The sequence below is a fragment of the Mesorhizobium sp. M6A.T.Ce.TU.002.03.1.1 genome, from assembly GCF_003997275.1.
In the GTDB taxonomy this organism is placed as follows: Bacteria; Pseudomonadota; Alphaproteobacteria; order Rhizobiales; family Rhizobiaceae; genus Mesorhizobium; species Mesorhizobium mediterraneum.
The window spans coordinates 1-21,863 of record NZ_RZTI01000078.1; the positions used below are offsets into that span (position 1 = coordinate 1).

Annotated in this window: 24 protein-coding genes; 5 read left to right on the forward strand and 19 right to left on the reverse strand. The window is 61.8% G+C overall.

All coding sequences use genetic code 11. The annotated features are described in order from the left end of the window. Positions 1 to 202 precede the first annotated feature (202 nt). Positions 203 to 538, forward strand: coding sequence for a Grx4 family monothiol glutaredoxin (grxD, locus tag EOC93_RS21365; RefSeq protein ID WP_127205613.1), 336 nt, complete (start codon positions 203 to 205; stop codon positions 536 to 538). Between the two features lie 218 nt (positions 539 to 756). Continuing rightward, complete coding sequence (locus tag EOC93_RS21370) at positions 757 to 1,956, forward strand: multidrug effflux MFS transporter (protein ID WP_164759225.1); 1,200 nt, start codon at positions 757 to 759, stop codon at positions 1,954 to 1,956. A 47-nt stretch (positions 1,957 to 2,003) separates the two neighbouring features. On the opposite strand, the gene EOC93_RS21375 is transcribed toward EOC93_RS21370, so the two are convergent. From EOC93_RS21375 to EOC93_RS21420, 10 genes are all read right to left on the reverse strand, one after another. After that, positions 2,004 to 2,453, reverse strand: a complete 450-nt coding sequence (locus EOC93_RS21375; protein WP_206532258.1) for an OsmC family protein — start codon at positions 2,451 to 2,453, stop codon at positions 2,004 to 2,006. Continuing rightward, positions 2,450 to 3,115 carry a GntR family transcriptional regulator gene (locus EOC93_RS21380; RefSeq protein WP_245461505.1) on the reverse strand — a complete coding sequence of 222 codons (666 nt, stop codon included), beginning with the start codon at positions 3,113 to 3,115 and terminating at the stop codon, positions 2,450 to 2,452. Before EOC93_RS21380 ends, EOC93_RS21375 begins: the two co-directional genes overlap by 4 nt. A gap of 120 nt (positions 3,116 to 3,235) precedes the next feature. Then, positions 3,236 to 3,469 (reverse strand): hypothetical protein, encoded by a 234-nt coding sequence (locus EOC93_RS34895; protein ID WP_245461506.1) that lies wholly within the window; start codon positions 3,467 to 3,469, stop codon positions 3,236 to 3,238. A gap of 248 nt (positions 3,470 to 3,717) precedes the next feature. Continuing rightward, positions 3,718 to 4,464, reverse strand: coding sequence for an SDR family NAD(P)-dependent oxidoreductase (locus EOC93_RS21390; protein WP_095489574.1), 747 nt, complete (start codon positions 4,462 to 4,464; stop codon positions 3,718 to 3,720). Positions 4,465 to 4,504: 40 nt separating this feature from the next. Next, complete coding sequence (locus EOC93_RS21395) at positions 4,505 to 5,683, reverse strand: alanine--glyoxylate aminotransferase family protein (RefSeq protein WP_127205616.1); 1,179 nt, start codon at positions 5,681 to 5,683, stop codon at positions 4,505 to 4,507. Positions 5,684 to 5,707: 24 nt separating this feature from the next. Further along, complete coding sequence (locus EOC93_RS21400) at positions 5,708 to 6,514, reverse strand: 4-pyridoxolactonase (protein ID WP_127205617.1); 807 nt, start codon at positions 6,512 to 6,514, stop codon at positions 5,708 to 5,710. Positions 6,515 to 6,562: 48 nt separating this feature from the next. After that, positions 6,563 to 7,498: an ABC transporter permease gene (locus tag EOC93_RS21405; RefSeq protein ID WP_127205618.1), complete on the reverse strand. Its 936-nt coding sequence runs from the start codon at positions 7,496 to 7,498 to the stop codon at positions 6,563 to 6,565. A gap of 4 nt (positions 7,499 to 7,502) precedes the next feature. Next, on the reverse strand, positions 7,503 to 8,600 hold the full coding sequence (locus EOC93_RS21410) for an ABC transporter permease (RefSeq protein ID WP_095489577.1): 1,098 nt from the start codon (positions 8,598 to 8,600) through the stop codon (positions 7,503 to 7,505). Then, a complete protein-coding gene (locus EOC93_RS21415) occupies positions 8,597 to 10,165 on the reverse strand; it encodes an ABC transporter ATP-binding protein (RefSeq protein ID WP_127205619.1) in 1,569 nt (522 codons plus the stop codon). Before EOC93_RS21415 ends, EOC93_RS21410 begins: the two co-directional genes overlap by 4 nt. An 80-nt stretch (positions 10,166 to 10,245) precedes the next feature. Next, positions 10,246 to 11,274: a BMP family protein gene (locus EOC93_RS21420; RefSeq protein WP_127205620.1), complete on the reverse strand. Its 1,029-nt coding sequence runs from the start codon at positions 11,272 to 11,274 to the stop codon at positions 10,246 to 10,248. 97 nt (positions 11,275 to 11,371) lie between these two features. Here EOC93_RS21420 and EOC93_RS21425 point away from each other — a divergent pair, with 97 nt between their 5' ends. Further along, positions 11,372 to 11,797 (forward strand): hypothetical protein, encoded by a 426-nt coding sequence (locus EOC93_RS21425; protein ID WP_127205621.1) that lies wholly within the window; start codon positions 11,372 to 11,374, stop codon positions 11,795 to 11,797. A gap of 39 nt (positions 11,798 to 11,836) precedes the next feature. Here EOC93_RS21425 and EOC93_RS21430 read toward each other — a convergent pair whose 3' ends face one another. The 8 genes from EOC93_RS21430 to EOC93_RS21465 all read right to left on the reverse strand — a co-directional run bounded on the left by EOC93_RS21430 (position 11,837) and on the right by EOC93_RS21465 (position 19,013). Next, complete coding sequence (locus tag EOC93_RS21430) at positions 11,837 to 12,847, reverse strand: ABC transporter substrate-binding protein (protein ID WP_127205622.1); 1,011 nt, start codon at positions 12,845 to 12,847, stop codon at positions 11,837 to 11,839. A gap of 37 nt (positions 12,848 to 12,884) precedes the next feature. Beyond that, positions 12,885 to 13,700 (reverse strand): ABC transporter permease, encoded by an 816-nt coding sequence (locus tag EOC93_RS21435; RefSeq protein WP_127205623.1) that lies wholly within the window; start codon positions 13,698 to 13,700, stop codon positions 12,885 to 12,887. Further along, positions 13,697 to 14,539 (reverse strand): ABC transporter ATP-binding protein, encoded by an 843-nt coding sequence (locus EOC93_RS21440; protein ID WP_127205624.1) that lies wholly within the window; start codon positions 14,537 to 14,539, stop codon positions 13,697 to 13,699. The genes EOC93_RS21435 and EOC93_RS21440 overlap by 4 nt, the downstream gene beginning before the upstream one ends. Before the next feature lie 127 nt (positions 14,540 to 14,666). Beyond that, the gene (gene fhmpcd1, locus EOC93_RS21445) at positions 14,667 to 15,596 is read right to left on the reverse strand and encodes a 5-formyl-3-hydroxy-2-methylpyridine 4-carboxylate 5-dehydrogenase (protein WP_127205636.1); all 930 of its coding nucleotides are present in this window, start codon (positions 15,594 to 15,596) and stop codon (positions 14,667 to 14,669) included. Then, complete coding sequence (locus EOC93_RS21450; protein WP_127205625.1) at positions 15,596 to 16,216, reverse strand: glutathione S-transferase family protein; 621 nt, start codon at positions 16,214 to 16,216, stop codon at positions 15,596 to 15,598. The genes fhmpcd1 and EOC93_RS21450 overlap by 1 nt, the downstream gene beginning before the upstream one ends. 25 nt (positions 16,217 to 16,241) lie before the next feature. Next, positions 16,242 to 16,649: a RidA family protein gene (locus tag EOC93_RS21455; RefSeq protein WP_127205626.1), complete on the reverse strand. Its 408-nt coding sequence runs from the start codon at positions 16,647 to 16,649 to the stop codon at positions 16,242 to 16,244. Positions 16,650 to 16,658: 9 nt separating this feature from the next. Continuing rightward, positions 16,659 to 17,792, reverse strand: coding sequence for a hypothetical protein (locus EOC93_RS21460; protein ID WP_095489585.1), 1,134 nt, complete (start codon positions 17,790 to 17,792; stop codon positions 16,659 to 16,661). A 75-nt stretch (positions 17,793 to 17,867) separates the two neighbouring features. Continuing rightward, positions 17,868 to 19,013 carry a cupin domain-containing protein gene (locus EOC93_RS21465; protein ID WP_245458048.1) on the reverse strand — a complete coding sequence of 382 codons (1,146 nt, stop codon included), beginning with the start codon at positions 19,011 to 19,013 and terminating at the stop codon, positions 17,868 to 17,870. Between the two features lie 32 nt (positions 19,014 to 19,045). On the opposite strand from EOC93_RS21465, the gene EOC93_RS21470 reads away from it, so the two are divergent. Next, positions 19,046 to 19,291, forward strand: coding sequence for a hypothetical protein (locus tag EOC93_RS21470; RefSeq protein WP_127205627.1), 246 nt, complete (start codon positions 19,046 to 19,048; stop codon positions 19,289 to 19,291). A gap of 17 nt (positions 19,292 to 19,308) precedes the next feature. On the opposite strand, the gene EOC93_RS21475 is transcribed toward EOC93_RS21470, so the two are convergent. Then, positions 19,309 to 20,937 (reverse strand): choline dehydrogenase, encoded by a 1,629-nt coding sequence (locus tag EOC93_RS21475; RefSeq protein ID WP_127205628.1) that lies wholly within the window; start codon positions 20,935 to 20,937, stop codon positions 19,309 to 19,311. Between the two features lie 211 nt (positions 20,938 to 21,148). On the opposite strand from EOC93_RS21475, the gene EOC93_RS21480 reads away from it, so the two are divergent. Next, positions 21,149 to 21,826 carry an FCD domain-containing protein gene (locus EOC93_RS21480; RefSeq protein WP_127205629.1) on the forward strand — a complete coding sequence of 226 codons (678 nt, stop codon included), beginning with the start codon at positions 21,149 to 21,151 and terminating at the stop codon, positions 21,824 to 21,826. The last annotated feature ends 37 nt before the right edge of the window (positions 21,827 to 21,863 follow it).

The window sequence follows — 21,863 nt, forward strand, 5'->3', positions numbered from 1 at the left end:
ACACCAATCAGGATCGCCGCGCTATGTCGCCTTTTCATCGCTTCCCGGGGAAATAGCTGGCCGATGCTCTTGGCCCAATATCAAGCCATCCTTTGCGCCATTTGCGTGACGAGGCGGCAAACGTCTTGTTTCAGGCAACCTATGGGTTTATTTGAAAGGATATGTTTCGAGCCCGACTCCCGCGGGCATGAAAGGATTCTCTATGAGCGGTATCAACGACTACATCGACAGCGAAGTGAAGGGCAACGACGTCGTCCTTTTCATGAAGGGCACGCCCGGTTTCCCGCAATGCGGGTTTTCTGGTCAAGTCGTGCAGATCCTCGACTACATCGGGGCCGACTACAAGGGCGTGGACGTGCTGACCTCGGCCGAGCTGCGGCAAGGTATCAAGGAATACTCCAACTGGCCGACGATCCCTCAGCTCTACGTCAAGGGTGAGTTCGTCGGCGGCTGCGACATCATCCGCGAGATGTTCCAGGCGGGCGAACTGCAGACGTACCTCGTCGAAAAGGGCGTGAGCGTTAAAGGCGCCGCCTGAATTCTGTTTGCGCACGATCCTTTCCGAAAATCGATTCCGATTTTCGGGGTCATGAGCTAGACGCCGGGCCAGCCCCCACCTCGGTAAACTGACTACCTCCCCGCTATCGGGGCACAAGACGAATGAATGCGCCGGCGCGCCGGCGCTTTTTCGTTTGAAGATCGGACTTTGCCGTGGATCAGCATGCACAAGTGCCGCAACAGGCAAGCACCTTGCCTATTCCGCGCTGGGAATTCATCGCGCTGTGCGCGGCATTGATGGCGCTCAACTCGCTGGCCATCGACATCATGCTGCCGGCGCTGCAGCAAATCGGCGCCTCGCTGGGCGTGGAAAATGAAAACCACCGCCAGTATGTGATTGCCGCCTACATCCTGGGTTTTGGCGGCGGGCAGCTTTTCTTCGGACCGATCTCTGACCGTTTTGGACGCCGTGCTCCACTCGTCGTCGGACTGGTGATCTACGTCGCGGCGGCTGCGGCGGCGGCAGTCGCGCCGACATTCGCCACCCTTATCCTGTGCAGGGTGGTGCAAGGCATCGGCGCCGCGGCCACACGCGTCATCGCCGTCTCGATCGTGCGCGACACGTTCGACGGCCGGCGCATGGCCGAAGTCATGTCGCTGATCTTCATGGTGTTCATGGCCATTCCGGTGGTGGCTCCCGGCATCGGCCAGTTCATCATGCTGTTCGCGACCTGGCACGTGATCTTCATCACCATGGCGGCCGGGGCGCTGATCGTATCGGCGTGGGCAATGCTGCGCCTGCCCGAAACGCTCCATCCCGAACACCGCAGGCCGCTGACGGTCTCATCCATCCTTGGCGGCTTCCGCATCGTGCTGACCAATCGCATGGCACTTTGCTATGCGTTTGCCAGCACTTTTGCCTTCGGCGCGATGTTCGGCTTCATCAATTCGGCGCAGCAGATTTATGTCGGCGTCTTCGGCGTCGGCGAGATGTTCCCGGTGATTTTCGCAGGGATAGCCGGCGTGCTCGCCTTTTCGAACTATCTGAATTCGCGCCTTGTCGGCCGAATCGGCATGCGCCGCCTGTCGCAGAGCGCGCTGCTCCTGTTTCTGGCCATCAGCCTCGCCTGGCTGATCGTTTCCATCCAAATGAAGATGCCGCTCTGGCTTTTCATTACCTTCTTTGCCTGCGCGATGGTCCCGTTCGGCGCACTCGGCGCAAATTTCAACGCGCTCGCCATGGAGCCGCTCGGCCAACTGGCCGGCACGGCATCGTCCATCCTGGGGTTCATGCAGACCTTCCTCGGCGGCCTGCTCGGCACGTTGATCGGCCAAGCCTTCAACGGCACGGTGACGCCCTTGGCCGCCGGATTCTGCAGCGTGTCGCTTGGCGCATTGGTGATGGTGCTGATCGCCGAGCGCGGCAAATTCTTCCAGCCGCAGAACCCGCCGGTCTAGGTTCGAAACCCAATTGTGGTTGTCAATCGCGCCGGTAAATGGATATCTCAGGTGGCTACCTGGATTTCCGTCTTCACGGAATTGGCAATGAAGCACTGTTCATGCGCCGAGTGGTGCAGTTTCGCTTCTGTCGCGGCGGTTGGCGTTTCCCCGGCGTAGACAATGGTCGGATTGAGGTCAACGCGGCTGACTACCAATCGTCCGTCCACCTTCTCCATCATGCCGACCGCCTTGTCGGTATAGCTCTCCACGACGATCCCCCGGGGCGCCGCGATCGAGAGAAAGGTCAACATGTGGCAGCTGGAAATCGCCGCGATGTAAGCCTCCTCTGGATCGACGTTGGCTTCCACTGAATAAGGAAGCGGAACGATATGCGGCGAAGCGGATGCCGGCACCACCTGGCCTCCGTCGAAGCGCCAGATGTGCGCGCGGCTGTAGCGCTTGTCGGTGAATACCGCTCCTTCTCGCTCCCAGTGCACTTCGACGGTCATTTTCATGATTGATCCTTTGTCGGAACGGAAAGAAGTCTTGCAGTCGTCTGGGTCAGATGGCAGCGAAGATGCTGCGCCGCAGCGTCGAAATCGCGCCTCGCACAAGCGGCAATGATCGCCGCGTGTTCCTCGAAGAAATCAATTCGCTCCTGGGCGCCACGCTCTTGGTGGAGGGTTGCCCGCCGGGATTCTCGTCGAAGGTCTCCGATGGTCTCAAGCAATCGAGTATTCGTGCAACCGCTGTACAGGGCTAGGTGAAACTGTTGGTCGAGCTCCAGAATCCGCGACGGGTCGTACTCCGCGAACAACTCGTCGTTGAGCCTCTCAGCCTTACGCAAAGCGGAAGGCTGAAGCCCCGGCACCGACTGCTCCAAGGCAGCGACCTCCAAAATAGCCCGAACTTCGCAAAGTTCAGTCGCCTCCCGTACTGAGAGGATCGCTACCGCCACGCTTCGATCGGGACGCCGCACGGCCAAGCCACTCCCGAGTAACCGGTCCAAGGCCTGCCGGACGGGCTGGCGGCTGACCCCGAAACGCTCGGCGATCGATTCCTGCTTGAGAACAGAGCCCGGTGCCAATTCACCTGATTCAATCTCGTCTTTGAGTTCGCTAAAGATCGACTTTGGATCCATGGATCCAAAGTACGATGCCCCGGCGGAGTTGGTCAAGCGCTATTCACAATAGTTCACCTGGGATTGCGACGTCCCCCGCCCTTCTGCCTCGGCTCAAGATACGAAGTGACCAAGGGCCGTTGCGCCGATGCACTAATGCACATTGCCGGACGCGCTTTAGCATGCACGCCCACTCGCCGCTGTGAAGCGAGGGAACAGCGTGCGCCCTGCGATCGCTCCACCCATGCTGTCCGAAACGGGCAGTGGCAGAGCCTTGTCGAGAGCATCGAGGACCGAAGCCACGAAGGCCCGGCTGAGGGCGTCATCATTCCCGAGACGGGAGTAAGTGGCGCGAGGCTTGCCGATAAGTGTGCCGTTTCGGCGAATTGAGAACTGCAGCGTCAGGGTCATGCCCGCGGTTCCGGGCGGTGGCTCCCAACAGGCGAAGATCGCGGAGAACAACTCGTTTATGGTGTCGATGGGAGCGGGACTGCGACATGCGCGTTCCTGCGATCTTGCCTCGTTCGGGCCGGCAACCAAGGCGAAGACAACGGCCAGTGCGCCAATTGCGGGCCGAGGTTTCATATCGGATCTCCGGTTTCGCGCGAACAAATATGATTAACGAGCTTCGCATGAACCCTTTCAGACGCGACGCGCTTTTAGTGGCGCACCATCCCGGCGTCGACATTCAACGTCTGGCCGGTGATCCAGCGCGCGTCATCGGAGGCCAGGAACGACACCACATCGGCGATATGTTCCGGCTGCCCTTTGCCTTTCATCGCCTGCAGCATCTCGACGAAGCCGAACGCCTCGTTGTGCGGGCTGGCCTTGACGCCATCGCTCTCGATCAGGCCCGGCGTCACCGCGTTGGCGGTGATGTTGTATTTGCCGAGTTCTGTGGCCATCGCCCTGGTGAAGCCTATGACGCCGCCCTTGGCCGCGACATAGGCTGCCATGTTCGGCGTGCCAGCAAAGAAAGTGTTGGAGGCGATGCTTATCACCCGGCCGGCCTTGCCCGCTGCACGCATCTGGTCCGTTCCTGCGCGGCTGACGATGAAGGTGCCGGTCAGATTGACGTCGATGATCTTGCGCCAATGGTCGAGATCGACATCGTCCCAGGCGACGAACGGCACGATGCTGGCATTGTTGACCAGAATATCGATGCCCCCGGTCAGCGCCTGGATCTCGGCGAAGAGCGCCTTGACGGATGCAGGGTCGGAGATGTCGGCGGCAATCGCCTTCGCTTTTCCGCCGATCGACGCGGCCGCCGTTTCGGCGCCTTTCGCGTTGATGTCGCTGACGATGACCGTCGCGCCATCGGCGGCCAAGCGCGCGGCGATAGCCTTTCCGATGCCTTGCGCGGCCCCGGTAACCAGGGCCGTCTTTCCCGCCAGTCGTTCAGTCATGACAACGCTCCCTCAATTTGTGATCTGGTGATTTTCTGGTTCATGTGTCGGCGTCGATAACGGCCAGCGCCGCGTCGATGCCTTTGCCGACCGCGAGTTTCTGGCCCAAGGAATTCATCGCGCCGCCAAGTGCCGTCAACGCCGCGACCGCATAGATCGGCTGGGCGGTCGGGCCCATATGGCCGATGCGTGTCAGCTTGCCCAATGTTTCGCCGCGGCCAGATGAAAACACCACGCCGTAACGAGCGCGCGCGGCCTGGCGAACCGCCGTCTCGTCGATGCCTTCTGGCGTCCGGACGGCGGTCGTGGTCGGCGACGCGATATTGTCGCTTGCGGCCCAGATCGACAGGCCCATGGCAGCGACACCCGCCCGCATGGCCTTGGCGGTGAGCGCGTGACGCGCCCACACCGCCTCCGCTCCCTCGTTGAGGTAGAGGTCGAGCGCGACGTCGAGCCCGTTCATCTCCGCGACGGACGGCGTGAACGGAAACGGCTTGTCCTTCGACCACGCATGCTCCCAATCGACGATGCTGAGCATCGACGCGCTCGGCGCCAGCGGGTTTGCCTTCATCTTGGTCCAGGCCCGCTCGCTGACGCCCATCATCGTGAGGCCGGGAGGCGCACCCAGGCATTTGTTCGGGCCAGTGACATAGATATCGGCCTTGCATTCCTCTGGATGCGTCCTCATGCCGCCGAAGGACGAAACGGCATCGACGATCAGATAGGCGCCGTGCGTCGAAACCAGCGCGCCGATCGCGTCGATCGGATTGATAGTGCCGGACGGCGTGTCGTGGTGGCAGACGGAAACGACGGTGATTTCCGGATGCGCTTCCAGCATTGCCGCAACCGCCTGCGGGTCGATCGCCTCGTTGTAGGGCACCTCGATTTCGATGAGATGCGGCGAATAGCGCTTCGCCCAATAGCCAAACCCCTTGCCGTAGACACCGGAAGCAAGGTTGAGCACGACGTCGTCCGGCGTGATCAGGGAGGCTGCGGCCGCCTCCAGGCCAAGCACCGGCTCGCCATGAAGAATGACCGGCTTATTCGACAGCCGCATCGCCTTCTGCGCCTTGTCGACCACACGCTCGTAAAAGAGCTGGAACGCCGGGTCGTAATCGTAGAGCACCGTGCGGCCGAGGCCGCGCAGCACGTCGGGATAGGCGTTCACCGGTCCCGCTGTGAGCGTGATAACCGGTTCGGCGTGTTCGAAATAGCGCATGATCTTGTCTCCGGTCGGTGGCGATCAGCCGTAGAATTGCGTGCCGGTCCGATAGGTTTTGAAGTTTTCCATGTCGTGCGAATACATCAGCTCGGCGCCATAATCCTCGGCCAGCTTCTTCACCTTGCGCATCGAGTTGACGCCCGCCACCGGGTCGATGTGGAAGGCCGCCTGGCACAGCGTTTCAAGGCTCTTCTGCGTGTAGGCCGCGTCGATGGTGAACATGATCGGCTTGCGCTTGGGAAACTCGACCAGCAGGCTGTAATGGCCGATCGAATGACCCGGCGTCGAGATCAGCTTGACGCCCCTGGCAAGCTCGACGTCGCCCTCTATGCCTTCGAAGATCGAGTTGGCCCGCGTCGTGCCCTCCAGCAATTGCGCAGTCGCGCCACGCGCTTCGGCGGCCTCCGCCGAAAAGCTCAGATCGGAATAGCCGAGATGCTCGAAAGGCTGGGGATTGCAGGCCTGCGGCACCTCGGTCCGGTGGCAGATCTTCTTGGCATGCGGAAAATACTTGTTGCCGCCGCAATGGTCGAAGTGGAAATGCGAGTTGACGACGACGTCGATATCCTTCGGCTCGAGGCCGAGCAGCGCCAGGGCGCCGGGAATGGTCTGGTGCTTTTCCTGGATCGGCTTTTCGAAAGGCAGCACCTTCATCACGTGATCATAGTCGTAGCAGGTGTCGATGAGAAACCGGCCCTCGGCATGCTCGATCAGGATCGAATAGACGGGAAAGCGCACTTCGCCACCAGGGCCGCGATTCCAGAACACGTGATAGCCGTCGAGAACGAGCGAGCCGCCATCGAGCAGGTAGACCTTGGTATCCGACATTTTTGTCTCCTCTTTTGGCGCGGGTCCCGTCCGCGCGTGAACCTGTGATCAGCGCGCCCCGCGCTCGTATGGAATGCCGAGCGCCGCCGGCAGGCTGGCCCGCCGGCCAAACAGCACCAGCATGACCATCACCGCCAAGTACGGCAGCATCTGGATGATGTCGGTCGGTATGTTGATGCCGGCCACCTGCATGGCCGTCGTCAGCGACAGGCAGACCCCGAACAGCAAGGCGCCGAACAGCACCCAGACCGGGCGACCGCGCGCCAGCATGGCCAGCACGATGCCGAGAAAGCCCGCGCCATTGGTGATGAAAGGAATGAACAGGCCGGCCCCGACATTGGCAAGATAGGCGCCGCCAAGCCCGGCCAGCGCTCCGGTCGTCAGCACGGCGACGGTGCGGGTTCGCACGACGTCGATGCCGGCAACGTCAAGGGCTGCCGGCTTGTCGCCCGCAGCCTGCAGGTTGAGGCCGAGCTGCGTGCGCCGGTAGATGTAGCCCATGGCGAAAACCAGCGCGACCGCCAGATAGACGATGAGATGCTGCCTGAACAGCGCCGGCCCGATGACCGGAATGTCCGACAGCAACGGAATGACCGTCACGTCCACCGCCGGCAAGCGGGGATAGCTGCGCGAGAACTGAAAATGGTGGAGCAGTGCCGTCAAACCTTCGAGTCCCAGGGTCAGCGCAATGCCGATGACGATCTGGTTCAACCCGATGCGCACGCAAAGCAGCACCATGACCAGCGCCACGGCGACACCGCCGCCGGCGCCGGTGAGAAAGCCCAGCCACAGCGACCCGGAATAGAAGGCGCCGACGAAGCCGAGATAGGCGCCGGCCAGCATCATGCCCTCGATGCCGATGTTGAGCACCCCGGCCTTTTCGGACATCTGCTCGCCGAGGCCGGCCAGCAGCAGCGGGATCGCCGCGGTGACCGCGCCAAACAAAAGCGCGCTGAGAAAGACTTCGCTGAACAGCCCGGTCATGGCTTCAGGCCTTTCGCGACTGGTTATAGCGGTGATCAATGTATTCGGCGAGCGCGAGCACGATCAGCACGATGGAGACGAGCACCAGCGTGAAATGGTTGGGCACGCCAAGCCGGCGGGCCGCGCTCTCGCCGCCGATCGACAGCACCGAAAGCAGGAACACGAAACCGATGGCGGCAAAGCCGTTCATGCGGGCGAGGAACACGACGGGGATGACAGCCAGCCCGTAAGCGGGGTTCCAGTCCGCGCGCACATTGCCCTGGACGCCGAGGATATCGACAGCGCCGGCAAGACCGGCCAGCCCGGCCGAAATGGCGAAGACGGCAATGGTGAGCTTCGGCACGCCGAGCCCCGCATGGATGGCCGCGCGTGGGTTAGCCCCGACGATCCTCAACTTCAGGCCGAAGGCCGTGCGCGTCATCACCAGATGCACGGTGATGATCGCCACCAGTCCCAGAAGCAATCCGCTTGTGATGGTCGTGTCGAACAGGCGCGGCAGCCGGTCCTCGACCGGCAAGGTGCGGGTCTGCGGCACGGTTGTGCCCGGATCGCGAAACATCAGCTTGACCAGCACGTTGGCAAGCGAGGTGCCCAGAAACGTCATCATCAGCGTGGTGATGATCTCGTTGACGCCCTGATAGGCGCGCAGCAGCGCCGGCACCAGGGACCAGATCATCGCGACCAACATGGCGATGACGAACGAGCAGATCAGCGCCAGCCAGGCCGGCATGACCTCCACGAGAACCGGAGCGCTGGCCGCCGCCGTTACCGCGCCGAGCAGGAACTGGCCATCACCGCCGAGATTCCACATGCCGGCGCGAAAAGCCACGATCAGGCCGGCGGCAAGAAACAGCAGCGGCGCCATGCGCGTCAGCGTCTGTTGGATGCCGAGCGGCGATAAAAGCCCTCTCTTGAGGACAAAGCCATAATAGGCAAGCGGGTCGACGCCGACGGCAAGCAGGATGCAGCCGGCGATGATCAACGCGGCCAGGATCGGGCCGAGGGTCATCAGCAGCCGATGCTGGATGTCGCGGCGCGTCGCCACCGCGGCCGTGGCATCGAGGGCGGTTGCGCCGGCGGCTGGTGCGGTGTCGATGCTCATGCGGCAAGCCCGATCATCAAGCGACCGACCTTGGTGCGGGCGTCGTCGGCATTCTCGACGGTGCCGACGAGCGACCCGTTCGAGATGACGGCGATGCGGTCGCACATGCTGAGCAACTCTTCGAGATCGGTGGAGATGAGCAGCACGGCAAGGCCGCGAGCCGCCGTATCGCGGATTCGCTGGCGCGAAGCCAATGTGTTGGCGAGATCGAGCCCATAGGTTGGCTTGTTGAAGATCACCACTTTTGCGCCTTCGGCGAGTTCGCGCGCCAGCAGCACCTTCTGGATATTGCCGCCAGAGAGCCGAGCGACCGGCGTTTTCAGGCTTGGCGTGCGCACGTCATATTCGCGGACCAGTTGGGCCGCGCGCTTGTCGATTTCGGCGCGCTGCTCGACGCCTCTGCGCCAGAAGGGCGCCGCGCCAACCTGCTTCAGGAAGAAATTGATCGAGACCGGGAAGGTCCCGACCGTGCCCTCGCCGAGCCGGTCGTCGGTCAGGTAACGCAGGCCTTTCTGGCGGCGTTCGCCGACGCTCAGCGCCTCGATCGGCGTTCCCTGCAGCCGCACCGAACCGCCCACCGTCGCACGCTGGCCGGCCAACGCCTCCGCCAGTTGCTTCTGGCCATTGCCGTCGATACCGGCGATGCCCAGCAGCTCGCCTGGACAGATGTCGAAGGAAATCGACGACAGGCCCGGTGCATCGTCTGTCGGCGCAACCGCAAGATCACGCACTTCAAGCAAGGGAGCCGCTTCGGCACGGATGGTGCGAACGGGACGCTCTGCCGCTTCCGGGTCGTCCTTCTGCTTGCCGAACATCAATTCGACGATCTCCGAAATGATCGCCTGCTCGCCCAGCGCGCGAAACCGCTCGGGAGGAATTTCGCCGACCTTGCGGCCGAGTTTCAGCACCGAGATGCGGTCGCCGAAGGCCGCCGCCTCCTTGAGCTTGTGGGTGATGAAGACGATCGCCAACCCCTGCTCGACCAGACGGCGCATCAAGGCGCCCAGCTCGTCGATGCCTTTCGGCGTCAGCATCGAGGTCGACTCGTCGAGGATCAGAAGCCGGCTATTGCGCACCATGGCGCGCAGGATCTCGACCTGCTGCTGTTCGCCGAGCGAAAGCTCGGACACCTTGGCATGCAGCTTTACCGTGATACCGAGCGTTCTGGTGATCTCGGCGACGCGCGCTTCCAATTCTTCGGTCTTGGGGCGCTGCCACCACGGTCCGCCGAGCAACAGGTTTTCCGCCACCGTCAGCGTCGGCACCAGCATCATGTGCTGGAATACGGTTCCGATGCCGAGCGCCAGTGCATGGCGGGGCGAAGTGATCGCGGTCGGCTCGCCGTCGACCAATATGCGCCCCTCGTCCGGCTGCTGCAGGCCCGACAGCATGCCGATCAAAGTGGATTTTCCGGCGCCGTTTTCGCCGAGCAGCACATGCACTTCACCTGGACGGATCTCCAGATCGACGCTGTCGTTGGCGACGACGCCGGGGAACCGTTTGGTGACGCCTTCAAGCGCGACGATATCGCGCTTAGCGACCGACAATGAGGAAGCACTGCTCATAAAAGCCAAGGCCTTGAAAATATGAAATCGGTCCGGAGGGGCGAACGGATCGCCCCTCCGGCAGCCTGCTGTTAATCGCCTTACTGGGCGACGCTGGTCATCAGCGCCCTGACGGCGGCTGCATCATAGACCGGATCGACCTTGGTCTTGCCGGAAATGACGTCTTCGCGCAGCGCCTGGATCTCAGCCCAAATATTGTCCGGGATCGCAGCGGTCTTCAGAAGCTTGACGGAATCGTCCTTGAGGCCGATCGAGTAGCTCTTCGTGCCGAACGTGTCGGCCTTCAGGTCTGCGATCATCGCCGCATAGACCGGCTCGATGTTCCAGACCACCGACGACAGCAGGAAACCTTTGTCGATGGGCGTCTTGTCGCCGATGACATCGATGAAATAGACCTTGCCGCCATCCCCGGCCTTGGTCGTCTCGACCGCCTGCAGCATGCCGAAGCTCGAGCCGTTGCCCTGGCCGAAGATGATGTCGGCGCCCGATGCGATCACGCTTTCGGTGACGCGCTTGCCGCCGGCCGCATCGCTGTAGGCGGCAGGCCCGATCACAGCATAGGTAACCTTGACGTCCGGGCTCTCGGCCCTCACGCCCTGCGCGAACGCCGCCGACTGCGAGTTCCACGACGGAGGCTCGCCGGACACGACGATGCCGACCGACTTGGAGCGCGACATCTTGGCGGCTAGACGGCCGGCAAGATACGCGCCTTCGTGACCGCTCAGCGTGTAGTCGGCGACGAGGCCCTTCTCCAGACCGGTCGGTGTGTCGACGATCGCCACCGGCACCTTGGTTTCCTTGGCGATTTCGGGAGCCGAGGTGTTGTAGCCGCTGGCATGAGCGATAAGCAGGCTGGCGCCGTCAGCCGCCAGTTCCCGCAATGTCGGCCGCACGTCGCCATAGCCGAGCCCCTGCGCCACGACTATCTCGACACCGGCAGCTTTCGCCGCCGCCTTGGCAGCGTCGATACCTTGCTGGTTCCAGCCATAATCGGTGCCTTCTTCCGGCGTCAGGATGGCAATGGACTTGACCTCGGCGGCAAGTGCGTTGCCGAGCAAGAGGCCGCTCAATATAACAGCACTTACGCTGCTCTTCAAAAACTTAGACATGTTACCCTCTCTGTTCGGTTGACCCAAGATATTCTTATTGTTATTGCGCAAAAGCGAGGTAGACTGCCTGAACAATTATATCAGGAGTTCAAGCAAGGTGGTTGTGCGATATGTCCTTCCGATAACGCTGGCGTTCACCTCGTTCGCCAACGCGGTTGAATTGCGGCACATCACTGTGCGGACCGGCACCGACGGGCTCGATCCCGTGCCGCTGACGATCTCGAATGCGGGGCGCGAGGCGCTTTCCTGCAACGCCGACTTCGCCCACTGGTATTCGGCCACGATCGCCACCGCGGCGCCTGGCAAGAGCGCCGGTGTCGAGCTGTGGTTCGATCCAAAAACCGGGACGTTTGCGATTCTCAACGAGAAGCGTGAAAACCTGCCCGTCGAGCGGCTGTGGTGCGGCCTGGCCGGCCACGCCTACACCAGCCGCGTGCAGATCGCGCTCGACCGGACCAGTGCCGCAAAGGGGCAAGTGGCCGTGACATGCGGCAGTGCAGACGGCAGGTTGGCTTGCCGGTAGACGCTGGCTGTTTGCCACTTCAGACACCGCTCGGAACCTTCACTCTGCCGCCAGGAATTTGTCGGTAAAGACGTCATCTGCCGACAGCGCCGTTTTGAGCACGCCCTGATCCGTCAGCGTCTTTAAGGTCTCTTCCCACTGGGCCTTCGTCATCCAGCCGAGACCGTGTTCCTTCGTCGCCGGGCTGTTGAACGTCGAGGCGATGTCGGCCTTGAGCTGGGCCAGTAGAACGTCCTTCTTTTCGGCATAGCCGGGAACGGCCTTGGCGGTGATCTCGGCGGCTTCTTCCGGATGGGCCGCGACATAGTCGAAAGCCTCCCTGTAGGCCTTCACGAAACGGCGCACGACATCAGGCTTGTCCTTGATCATCGCTTCAGAGGTGAACAACCCCGAGCCATAGGCTTTCCAGCCATGATCGGCGCCGAGCATGATGCTCAGCGACCCCGGGCCGCCGGCTTTGGCTTCAAGTTCGGGCACTTCGGCGTCGAGATAGCCGACCACTGTCTGCACACGCCCGAGCAGTAGGTAGCTTTCGTAAGGCGGCGAGACGCTGTTGAGCGTCATGTCCTTCTCGCTCATGCCGTTGGCAGCCAGGAAGCCCCTGAAGAAGATGTAGGTGGATCCTGCCGGGTGGATGCCGATGGTCAGGCCCTTGAGGTCGGAAGGCTTGGTCAGCTTGAGCGTCTTGGCGAGCGAGATGATGCCCAGCGGCGACTGCTGGTTGACCGCCGCCAGCGCCACGACGGGAACATTCTGCGACCTTGCCACGGCAAGCGTGGGGAGATCGCCGAAGCCGAATTCAGCGTTGCCGTTGCCAACCAGCCGCATGGCGTCGGGCGAGCCGGAGCCCTTGCGGACCTCGCTCACATCGATGTCGTTCTTGGCGAAAAAGCCCTTGTCCTTGCCGACAAAGAACATGGCGTGATTGCCGCGCACGACCCAGTCGAGCTGGACGTTGACCTTGTCCGCCGCCAGCGCCGCGTTCGACAAGCCAAGCGCGCCGACAAACGCCGCAAAGGTGGCTGCCTTGATAAGAGAGCGTCTCAGCATTGTTTGTTCCCCTCGTTTGTTGGTTGTTCGAAATATCCTAGGCCTGGCTGAATTTCGGCGCCCACGGCACCACGACACGTTCGAGAATTTCGGCTGCGTAGTAGAAGGCGATGCCGAGCACGGAAACGAGCAGCAGCGCCGCAAAGACCAAGGGCGTGTCGAGCTGGGTCGACGCGAACTGGATGACGTAGCCGAGCCCGTCCGAGGCTCCGGCAAATTCGCCGACGATCGCGCCGATCACACTCAGGGTCGCTGCAATTTTGGTTCCAGCCATCAGGCTCGGAAGCGAGTGGGGAACGCGGATCCTGAACAGGATCTGGGTCGGGCTGGCACCGACCGAATTCATCAGCGACAGAAGCGACCGGTCGACCGATTGCATGCCCGCCAGCATCGACAGCGTCACCGGGAAGAAGGCGATGACCAGGATCAGACCTATCTTGGGTGCAAGCCCGTAGCCGAACCAGAGGATGAAGATCGGCGCCAGCGCGACCTTCGGCACGTTCTGGAACAACACGACGAGCGGGTACAGAGCGCGTCCCAGCCAGTCGAAACGCACGATAACCAGAGCAAGCGCAATGCCGACTATGACCGAGACAAGAAAGCCAAACAGGATTTCGCCCGCCGTGACGATCGTCGCCTGCATGAGAGTGCCCCATTGCGCGACCAGCGATTTCGCAATCTCGGATGGGGCAGGAACGATAAAGGAGGAAATGGAGAATATCCGCACCGCGGCTTCCCACAACACGATCGTCACCAGCAAAAGGATGACCGCCGGAAGCCAGCTGCTTGTCGCCGCGTTCCAGCCGGAAACCGGCTGTGGCTGGGAGAGGTTCATGAGAGGTTGCTCGCTCACGTCGCGCCTCCTGGCTCATGACTGGATCGCAGCATGGTCCGAAGCTGAAGCACCAGCCTGACGAATTCGGGGACTTCGGTCACGGAAGTGTCGCGCGGATAAGGCAGCGGAATGTCCAGGCTCTGGGCAATGCGCCCTGGGTTGATTCCCAGCACATGAACCTGGCGCGACAACTGAATGGCTTCGTCAATGGAATGCGTCACCAGGACGATCGTCTTGCCGGTCCGCTGCCATATCTCCAGCAGCGCCTGACCCATCGAATCGCGGGTGATCGCATCAAGCGCGCCAAACGGCTCGTCCATCAGCAAGACCGCCGGATCGAGCGCCAAAGCCCGGGCGATGGCGACCCGCTGCCGCATGCCGCCAGACAGTTCGTTTGGGCGCTTGTGGGCGGCGTCGCCAAGTCCCACCAGTTCCAGCATCTCCTGTCCACGTGCCCGCAACGCCGCGCGCGACATCGATTTGTCGGCGATGCCAAGCAGCATCGAGGCATTGTCGACGGCATTTTTCCACGGCAGCAGATTGGCGTCCTGGAAGACGAGACCGATCATCCGTTTGCGCGCTGCGTCGCCTGGCGAAAGGCCCGCGATCGAAACGCTGCCGCTGCTCGGACTGACCAGCCCAGCCAGCACTTTGAGCAATGTGCTCTTGCCGCAACCCGAAGGGCCGATGAGGGATACGAACGAACCTTTCGGAACCGAAAGGTCAATATCCCTAAGGATCAGCTGCCGGTTCTGATCCGTGCCCATGACCACCGAAACGCCCTTGGCGGAAATCAAGTCGTCGTGGCGGATGTGGGTCGATCTGCCACCGGCGGGTCGAATGGTTTCAACCTGCATGGCTTGTCGTCCCACGCACGTTCGTTGCTTGAACATCCGCCTTCACGGCGATGTTCCCGGCCCCATGCGCACAAGCGGCCAACCGGCAGAACTCCCCAACCCGGCTGCGCGCAACTTGTGCCATCGCCTACTCCCGGCCTTCGAGGATGCGGCGCACGGCGACCAGCTTGCGCGCCCGTTCGCCCTGCAGTGTCTTTATCTGCTCGGGCGTGTAGGAAAACATGCCCTCGCCCGACTTGATGCCGAACTTCGATGCGCCGGCCTTCTCCAGAACCATCGGCGCGACATCATCACGATTGGAAAGATCGGCGTTGAGGAACGACGAGACGGATTTGTAGATATCGAGGCCGGCCATATCGAGCAGCGCCATTGGCCCGATAACGGCGATCTTGTAGCCGATGCCCCAGGAGACGCAGGTATCGAGATCCTCCGGCTCGATGACGCCGCGCTCAACCAGATCGACCGCTTCGCGCAGCAGCGCATAGAGCACGCGGTTTTCGACGAAGCCCGGGACGTCCTTCTTCACCACCACCGGCAGCAGCCCGATCGAGCGGATCAGCTCGCGTATGGTCGCCACGGTTTCAGGCGCGGTCTTCTCGCCGCCGATCACCTCGATCATTGGAATGATGTGCGGCGGGTTCGACCAATGCATGCCGACCATCCGCTCAGGATGCGAGATGTGGGCCTGCAGCTTGGTGATCGGAATACCTGAGGTGTCCGAGGCGACGATAACCGAAGAACCGATCAACGGGTCGATGGCGCGATAGGTCTCGGCCTTGATGTCGATATTTTCAGGCACGTTCTCGATGACCAGCTCCGCACCATCGACAGCCTTGGCAAGGGTACGGACGAAGCGCACCGTGCCGGCGCCCGTTGTCGGCGCCTCGATGTCGAGCCGGTCCAGCACCCCGCCGGCAAGGTCGAGCATGCCGCGGGCGCGTTCGACCGCAACTTCGGAAACATCATACGCCGCCACGTCGAGCCCGCCGCGCGAAAGCCGCGCGGCGATGCCCGGACCCATCGTTCCCAATCCGATGAGGGCGGCGCGCTTGATCATCATGCGGCCTTTGCGGGGGCCGCGGCGGTCGCCGCTTTGAAGGCTGGACGAGCGGCGATTGCGGCCACCCAGCGCTCCAGATTCGGCAGCGACGGCCGGTCGATCTTGAAGTCGATACAGCGTTTCAGGATCGGCGCGCAGGCGATATCGGCAATGGTCAGCTTGCCCAGCGCCAGGAAATCATTGCCGGCCAGATGCCCGTCAATGATCTTGAGTTGCGCCACAAGGTCCTTCACCTGTTCCTTGTATTCGGCGGTCTGTTCTTCGGGCGTCAGCTTAGCGCCCTTGAAGGCGGCCAGATAACCAGGATTGACCGCCGCCAGCAGAAAATCCATCCAGCGCTCGACCTCGGTCTTTTGTGCAGGGGTGGCGCCATTCAGCTGCTCGCCGCCGGATGCCGCGAGATAGCGCAGGATGGTGTTGGACTCCCAGATCACGGTGTCGCCGTCGACCAGCGTCGGAACCTTCGACGTCGGGTTGAGTGCCTTGTATTCGGCAGTCTGGGTGTTTTCGAACTGGCGGCCGTAGTCCTCGCGCTCATATGGCGCGCCGAGCTCTTCGAGCATGAAGAGCACCTTTTGAACGTTGCCCGATGTCTGGCGTCCCAAAAGCTTGTACATGTCGTCTCCTCGATTGTGTCGTGGCCTACTTGCCGGCCGGCAGCGGCTTGTAGACGATGGCGTCCATTTCGATCTTGGTGTTGATGACGGCCTTTGCCTCGACGGTCGTGCGTGCCAGCACCGCGTCGCCGACCCCTTCGAGGAACGCCTTGTTGTAGCGGCCGAAGTCGCGCGTATCCTCGAGATACGTCGTTATCCGCACGACATCGGAAAGCGTTGCACCCTCATCGGCAATGACGCGCGCGATGGTCTTCAGCGTGGCCAGCGTCTCTTCCTCGATCGTGCCGCTGATCATGTTGTTGTTCTCGTCCTTTGGCACCTGGCCGGAGACGAAAATGAAATCACCGGCACGCACCGCCGGATGAAACGGCAGGTTCGGATTCTTCTTGCCGATGGCGTAGTGACTGGCGGATTTTCGTGTGCTGTCGCTCAACCTGTCCCCCTAGAGAACGCTGGTTTCGATGATATCGACGCCACGGATACGGTCGATCAGGTAGACGATGCCGCGGTCGTCGATGGTGACGTCGTTGGAAGAGGAACGCTCGGCGCCTTCAGGCGCATCGGGCATGAAATGGCCGACCTCCTTGGGTGCGAACGGGTCGGCGATGTCGACCAGCCGCAGCCCCTGCGCGAACCATGCAAACGGAATGATGGTGCCCTTGAACCGTTCGGAAGGCTGATGGCAGCCGGTCATCGGCGGTTGCGGTGCGCCGTCCGGGTCGAGGCCGGGCACCTGGAAGGTCGCGATCGGCAGCGGATTCGTCTCGTCGGTGATGTCATAGATCCAGGTGAAAGCCGGCGGCGAAGGCCGGAGCTTGGCGACATCCTCGTCCGCCACCACCATGATGTTGCGGCCCTTGAGCGGCTGCGGGATCGGCAGGCACGTATGCGTGGGATGCGGAAAACTTGGGCTCGAATTGATATGCGAGACAAGCTTCGGCTTCGAAATGTCGGAAATGTCGAGGATGAACAGGCCGTGATGCCAGTAGCTGACATAGAGCCGGTCGCCCATGCGCAGCGGATGGTGGCAGCGTGGCGTGACGTAGTCATGCCACGGATACTCTTCACCGCCGCCGGTCCACTGGCCTGGTATCCACCAGCGCCCGACCTCGACCGGGCTCGCCGGATCGATCAGGTCGAGGATCATCACGATGTTGCCGACATAGCCGTCGGCGGTTGGCGAGATATAGGCGTAGCGGCCGTCATAGTCGTAGCGATGCACGCCATGGCCGCCGGTTATCCACTTCGAGATGAGCTTCGGCTCTGCCGGTCGGCTCGTGTCGTAAAGCGCCAGGCCACCGCCGAAATCGGCAGGGCCCGCATCGCCGAAGCGCTCGTGGTTGATGATCATCAGACCGTCCTGGGCGCGCACCTTGTGTGAATGCCAACCCGGCGGAACATCGATCGTCGCGATCTTCTTCGGATTGCGCGGATCGGAAATATCGACCAGCGTCGTGCCGCTCGGCGGTCGCATGTGGCCGATATAGAGAATGTTGCGGTCGACCCAGACCTGACCACCGCCCGGACAGTCGATATGGCCGATCAGCTTTGTGTTGAACGCCGAAACCAAATGCATACGCCCTTGCTGCTGAAACGTCTTTTTCGGTGTCCGCGCCACTATGGCGGCGCGGACAGGTTTCTGCTGCAAAAGCTAGACGATGCGGAGTAGATCGCCGGCCTGGTTGCGGCCCCAGCGCTTGTAGAGGAGCAGCGCCTTCTGGGTCGGCGCATCGGTCGCGCCGAAGAAGATGACCGGCTCGGACGAGGAGCCATTGACGTGCTCGACCCAGGAACCACCCGGTATGGCGATCGTGTCGAACTGGTTCCAGTCGTAGCGCTTGCCGTCGATGATTGAATGGCCATTGCCGCGGAACGGCGCCAACAGCAGGCTGGCGGTCTCGCGCTGCGGCAGCGTCTTTTCGCCCGGCCGCAACATCTGGACGTAGAAGTTGATCGTGTGGAAGACCGGGCCGCCGGTGGTGGGGTCGACATAGTCGATGACGATACCTTCGTGCGGATCGCCGTCCCAATCCTTGTGGGCATCGAGGATCGCTTCCATCTTCTCCCAGCGATAGACATACATCGGCGACGACAGGCCGCCGCCGCGTTTGTGGTCGACGAAGCGCGGCATCAGGCCGCCCTCCCCATAGATGCGTTGCGAATAATCGCTCGGGAAACGGGCGGTTTGCACCTTTTTCTCGACTTCCTTGCCGTCGACCATCTCGGTGTATTTGTGGTCGAAATGCACGGCGTGCAGTGTCTCGACCAGCGGCAGGTCGAGAACCGAAAGGTTGACTGCCTGCTCGCCGCCGACAGTGCCGTGATTGTGCCAGGCATCATTGGGTGTCAGCACCATGTCGCCGGGGCCGAAAACCACATCCTCGCCTTCGACGCCGGTAAAGTTGCCCTTGCCGGTCAGGCCAAAACGTATGGCGCTCGGCGAGTGCTTGTGCGGCGGCATGATCTCGTCTGGATCATTCAGGCGATAGGCGGTGTACATCGTGCTGACCGATGCGCGCTTGGGCGCAAGACCGGGATTGACCAGGATCAGCGAGCGGCGCTCGCTATCGTCCATGGTGACCAGCTCGGCGGCGCGCTGCAGCAGCGGCTCGATGTCGGCATAGGACCAGACGAAGGGTATCGCCTTCGACGTCGCCATGAGCTGCTTAATCTCGTCGTGATCGACGCCTTCCGATGTCGCCCAGAACGGAAACATGTTCTTTTCGTAGAGGGCGTCATACAGGCCCTTGAGCGCGGCCTTCTTGTTGGTGACGGCAAGGTCTGCTGGTTGCGCCATGGACATGTCTGACACCTCTCTTCGCGAAGAAAATGCATTTAACCAACTCAACCGTATTCGGATTGGTTTTGCTCGACAATCCCAAAACTGAGAATTTTTTAAGTTTTTGGTTGAGTGCTTTTCTGAAAGGCAAATGCCCCGAAAAGCGGCAGAAAAACTCGGAAATGCGCGAGAAAACGGATAATCGAGCAGATGCAGATCAAACTACCGCGAGCGTAGCAATTGCTCGGCAGCCCAACCAATTCGAATTTTTCTTTCAACCAAAGGATTTTGGTTGAACACCGGGTGCCGCCAATCAGGCCGCCATGGCTTGTTCAGTACGGCTGCGGATCAGGTCCGAGGCCTTTTCGGCGATCATGATGACCGCCGCATTGATGTTCCCGCAGATGAGGTCCGGCATCACGGAAGCATCCACTGCGCGAAGACCGGCAACACCGCGCACCCGCAGTTCGGGATCGACCACCGACCCGGCGTCGACACCCATGCGACAGGTGCCGCCGGGATGGTGCACGGTGATCGAGGTCTTGCGAATATGCTCATCGATCTCGTCGTCGCTCTGGCATTGCGGCCCCGGAAAGAATTCCGAGGCGATAAACGGCGTCATCGACGGTTGCGCAGCGAGGTTGCGCGCCACGCGGAAGCCGGCGCGGAGCGACTGCCAGTCACGCGGTGAGGACAGGAAATTCTGGTGGATCAGCGGCGCGGCCAACGGGTCGCTCGACGCCAGCTTCACGCTCCCCCTGCTCTCCGGCTGGACGGCGACGATGCGCGTCGCAAAACCATCGGCGAAGGGCGCCTTGAATGGTGCCATGTAGGGCCATGCGGCAAGCGGTGCAGCCGTGAAAAGCAGTTGGACGTCCGGCAATGGCCGACTTGCATCGCTTTTCAGGAATGCCACGACCCCGCCAGGCACATCGCCAGAAAAGCCCTTGCCGGTGAGATAGGTCTTGACGAAATCCAGCCCGATACGATCGGCCCGCATCATCTTGAGGAATGGTCCCGGCTGCTTGCGCCGATACATCAAAATGACTGAAACGTGGTCCTGCAGGTTCTTGCCGACCTGCGGACGGTCGACTTTCGCCTCGATACCATGCGCGGCGAGCTCGCCACTATCGCCGATCCCCGACAGCATCAGCAGTTGAGGCGTATTGATGACACCACCGGCAAGCAGGACCTCACGCCGTGCCAAAACCTGGTGGCTCGCGCCGCCTCTGGTATAGGCGATGCCGGTCGCGCGCCCATCCTTCAGCAGGATCCTCGTCGCCATCGCGCCGGTCAGCACCTTGACATTGCTGCGGCGCATGGCGGGACGCAGATAGGCCGACGCGGTCGAGCAGCGGCGACCGTTTTCGATCGTCATCTGCAGGCGGCCAAAACCCTCCTGCACGGCGCCATTATAGTCGTCGGTCTGAGGATATCCCGCATCCCGGCTGGCTGTGGCGAAGGCATCTATCAGCTCGTCCTTGTAGCGGCAGAACTGGGTATTCAGCGGACCGCTGCCACCGCGATAGTCGCTCTCGCCCTTTTCCCAGCGCTCCTGCTTCTTGAAATAGCGCAGCACCTTGTCGAACGACCAATCGGTGAGGCCGCTGGCCGCCCAGCGATCATAGTCACCGCGATTGCCGCGCACATAGGCCATGGCGTTGGTGGAGGAAGAGCCGCCGATGACCTTGCCGCGGGCGCATTCGACCTTGCGCCCACCGACATTCGCCTCGGGCTCGCAGAAATACATCCAGTCGTGACGGCGCTCGGTCAAAATCTTGCCCCAGCCGAGCGGGATGTGGATCATTGGATCGCGATCCCAGTCCCCGGCTTCCAAGAGCAGCACGGAAACATCAGGATCTTCGCTCAGGCGGTTTGCAAGCACGCAGCCGGCCGACCCGGCTCCGACAATGACATAGTCAAATGTTTCCCCAAACGGCATGCACGGTCCTCGGGAGAAGGACGGCCCCACCGAGATTGAGCCGTCAAAGAAACAACTGCGGCACTCAACCATCGCGCAACTGGTGTTGTCAACCACTGGGCGCAGATGTAGATTGGTTGAGTTGGTTGAGTGCCGTGTTCATCGATTCCGCGTCACAATATGATGTCAGGACGTTGAGTCGGCGGCTGCCGATCAGACAGGAGATTTGGTTTTGAACGCATTCGAGCCGCAGATCGTACCATCGGATCTCGACGACATCATTGCAGCGGTCCGCCGGTTGCAACAGGGTGGCGGCAAGCTGCCTTCCGAGCGTGACCTTGCCGAACATCTGAATGTGAAGCGCCATCAGCTTCGCAAGGCGCTCGAAATGCTGCGTCAGTCAGGTGACTTGAAACCGGCACGCGCCAGGCGTGCGCCGACCGCCCTGCCCCGATATGGCGAGGAGCTTGTAAGGGTAACCAACCCGATCGAGGTTCTGGAATTGCGCCTGCTGATGGAGCCGGGCCTCGCCCGGCTGGCATCGCTGCGCGCTTCCTCGTTCGAGACGGCCCGGATCATCGATGCGGCAACCACGCCGGAGAATGCCTCGTCTGGCGCAGTCGATTTCGCGTTTCATCTCGCCATCGTTGCAGCGGCTCGCAACCATCTTGCCGCTGAATTCTACAAGATGCTGCGCCAGGTCGGGGTCGATGCGCGGGTGAAGATCGCACGCACCGCGGCACCCACCTGCCCCAAGCGGATCGCCGAGCGCGACGGCGAACATCGTCTGATTGCCGAAGCGATCTCGAAACGCGACCCGGAGGCAGCCGAGGCGGCGATGCGCGCGCATTTGCTGTCCGTGCAAAGACAGATCACGGAACGATCGAATGCCGGCGCCTTTGCCGCATAAGCGTGTTTCCTATTAGCCAGACAGCCTGCGCGGGGAC

Excerpts from the sequence above, each read along its gene's own strand:
- grxD (WP_127205613.1), top strand. The coding sequence starts at position 203 with ATGAGCGGTATCAACGACTACATCGACAGCGAAGTGAAGGGCAACGAC.
- EOC93_RS21375 (WP_206532258.1), bottom strand. The coding sequence starts at position 2,453 with ATGAAAATGACCGTCGAAGTGCACTGGGAGCGAGAAGGAGCGGTATTC.
- EOC93_RS34895 (WP_245461506.1), bottom strand. The coding sequence starts at position 3,469 with ATGACCCTGACGCTGCAGTTCTCAATTCGCCGAAACGGCACACTTATC.
- EOC93_RS21390 (WP_095489574.1), bottom strand. The coding sequence starts at position 4,464 with ATGACTGAACGACTGGCGGGAAAGACGGCCCTGGTTACCGGGGCCGCG.
- EOC93_RS21395 (WP_127205616.1), bottom strand. The coding sequence starts at position 5,683 with ATGCGCTATTTCGAACACGCCGAACCGGTTATCACGCTCACAGCGGGA.
- EOC93_RS21400 (WP_127205617.1), bottom strand. The coding sequence starts at position 6,514 with ATGTCGGATACCAAGGTCTACCTGCTCGATGGCGGCTCGCTCGTTCTC.
- EOC93_RS21405 (WP_127205618.1), bottom strand. The coding sequence starts at position 7,498 with ATGACCGGGCTGTTCAGCGAAGTCTTTCTCAGCGCGCTTTTGTTTGGC.
- EOC93_RS21410 (WP_095489577.1), bottom strand. The coding sequence starts at position 8,600 with ATGAGCATCGACACCGCACCAGCCGCCGGCGCAACCGCCCTCGATGCC.
- EOC93_RS21415 (WP_127205619.1), bottom strand. The coding sequence starts at position 10,165 with ATGAGCAGTGCTTCCTCATTGTCGGTCGCTAAGCGCGATATCGTCGCG.
- EOC93_RS21420 (WP_127205620.1), bottom strand. The coding sequence starts at position 11,274 with ATGTCTAAGTTTTTGAAGAGCAGCGTAAGTGCTGTTATATTGAGCGGC.
- EOC93_RS21430 (WP_127205622.1), bottom strand. The coding sequence starts at position 12,847 with ATGCTGAGACGCTCTCTTATCAAGGCAGCCACCTTTGCGGCGTTTGTC.
- EOC93_RS21440 (WP_127205624.1), bottom strand. The coding sequence starts at position 14,539 with ATGCAGGTTGAAACCATTCGACCCGCCGGTGGCAGATCGACCCACATC.
- fhmpcd1 (WP_127205636.1), bottom strand. The coding sequence starts at position 15,596 with ATGATCAAGCGCGCCGCCCTCATCGGATTGGGAACGATGGGTCCGGGC.
- EOC93_RS21450 (WP_127205625.1), bottom strand. The coding sequence starts at position 16,216 with ATGTACAAGCTTTTGGGACGCCAGACATCGGGCAACGTTCAAAAGGTG.
- EOC93_RS21460 (WP_095489585.1), bottom strand. The coding sequence starts at position 17,792 with ATGCATTTGGTTTCGGCGTTCAACACAAAGCTGATCGGCCATATCGAC.
- EOC93_RS21465 (WP_245458048.1), bottom strand. The coding sequence starts at position 19,013 with ATGGCGCAACCAGCAGACCTTGCCGTCACCAACAAGAAGGCCGCGCTC.
- EOC93_RS21470 (WP_127205627.1), top strand. The coding sequence starts at position 19,046 with ATGCATTTAACCAACTCAACCGTATTCGGATTGGTTTTGCTCGACAAT.
- EOC93_RS21475 (WP_127205628.1), bottom strand. The coding sequence starts at position 20,937 with ATGCCGTTTGGGGAAACATTTGACTATGTCATTGTCGGAGCCGGGTCG.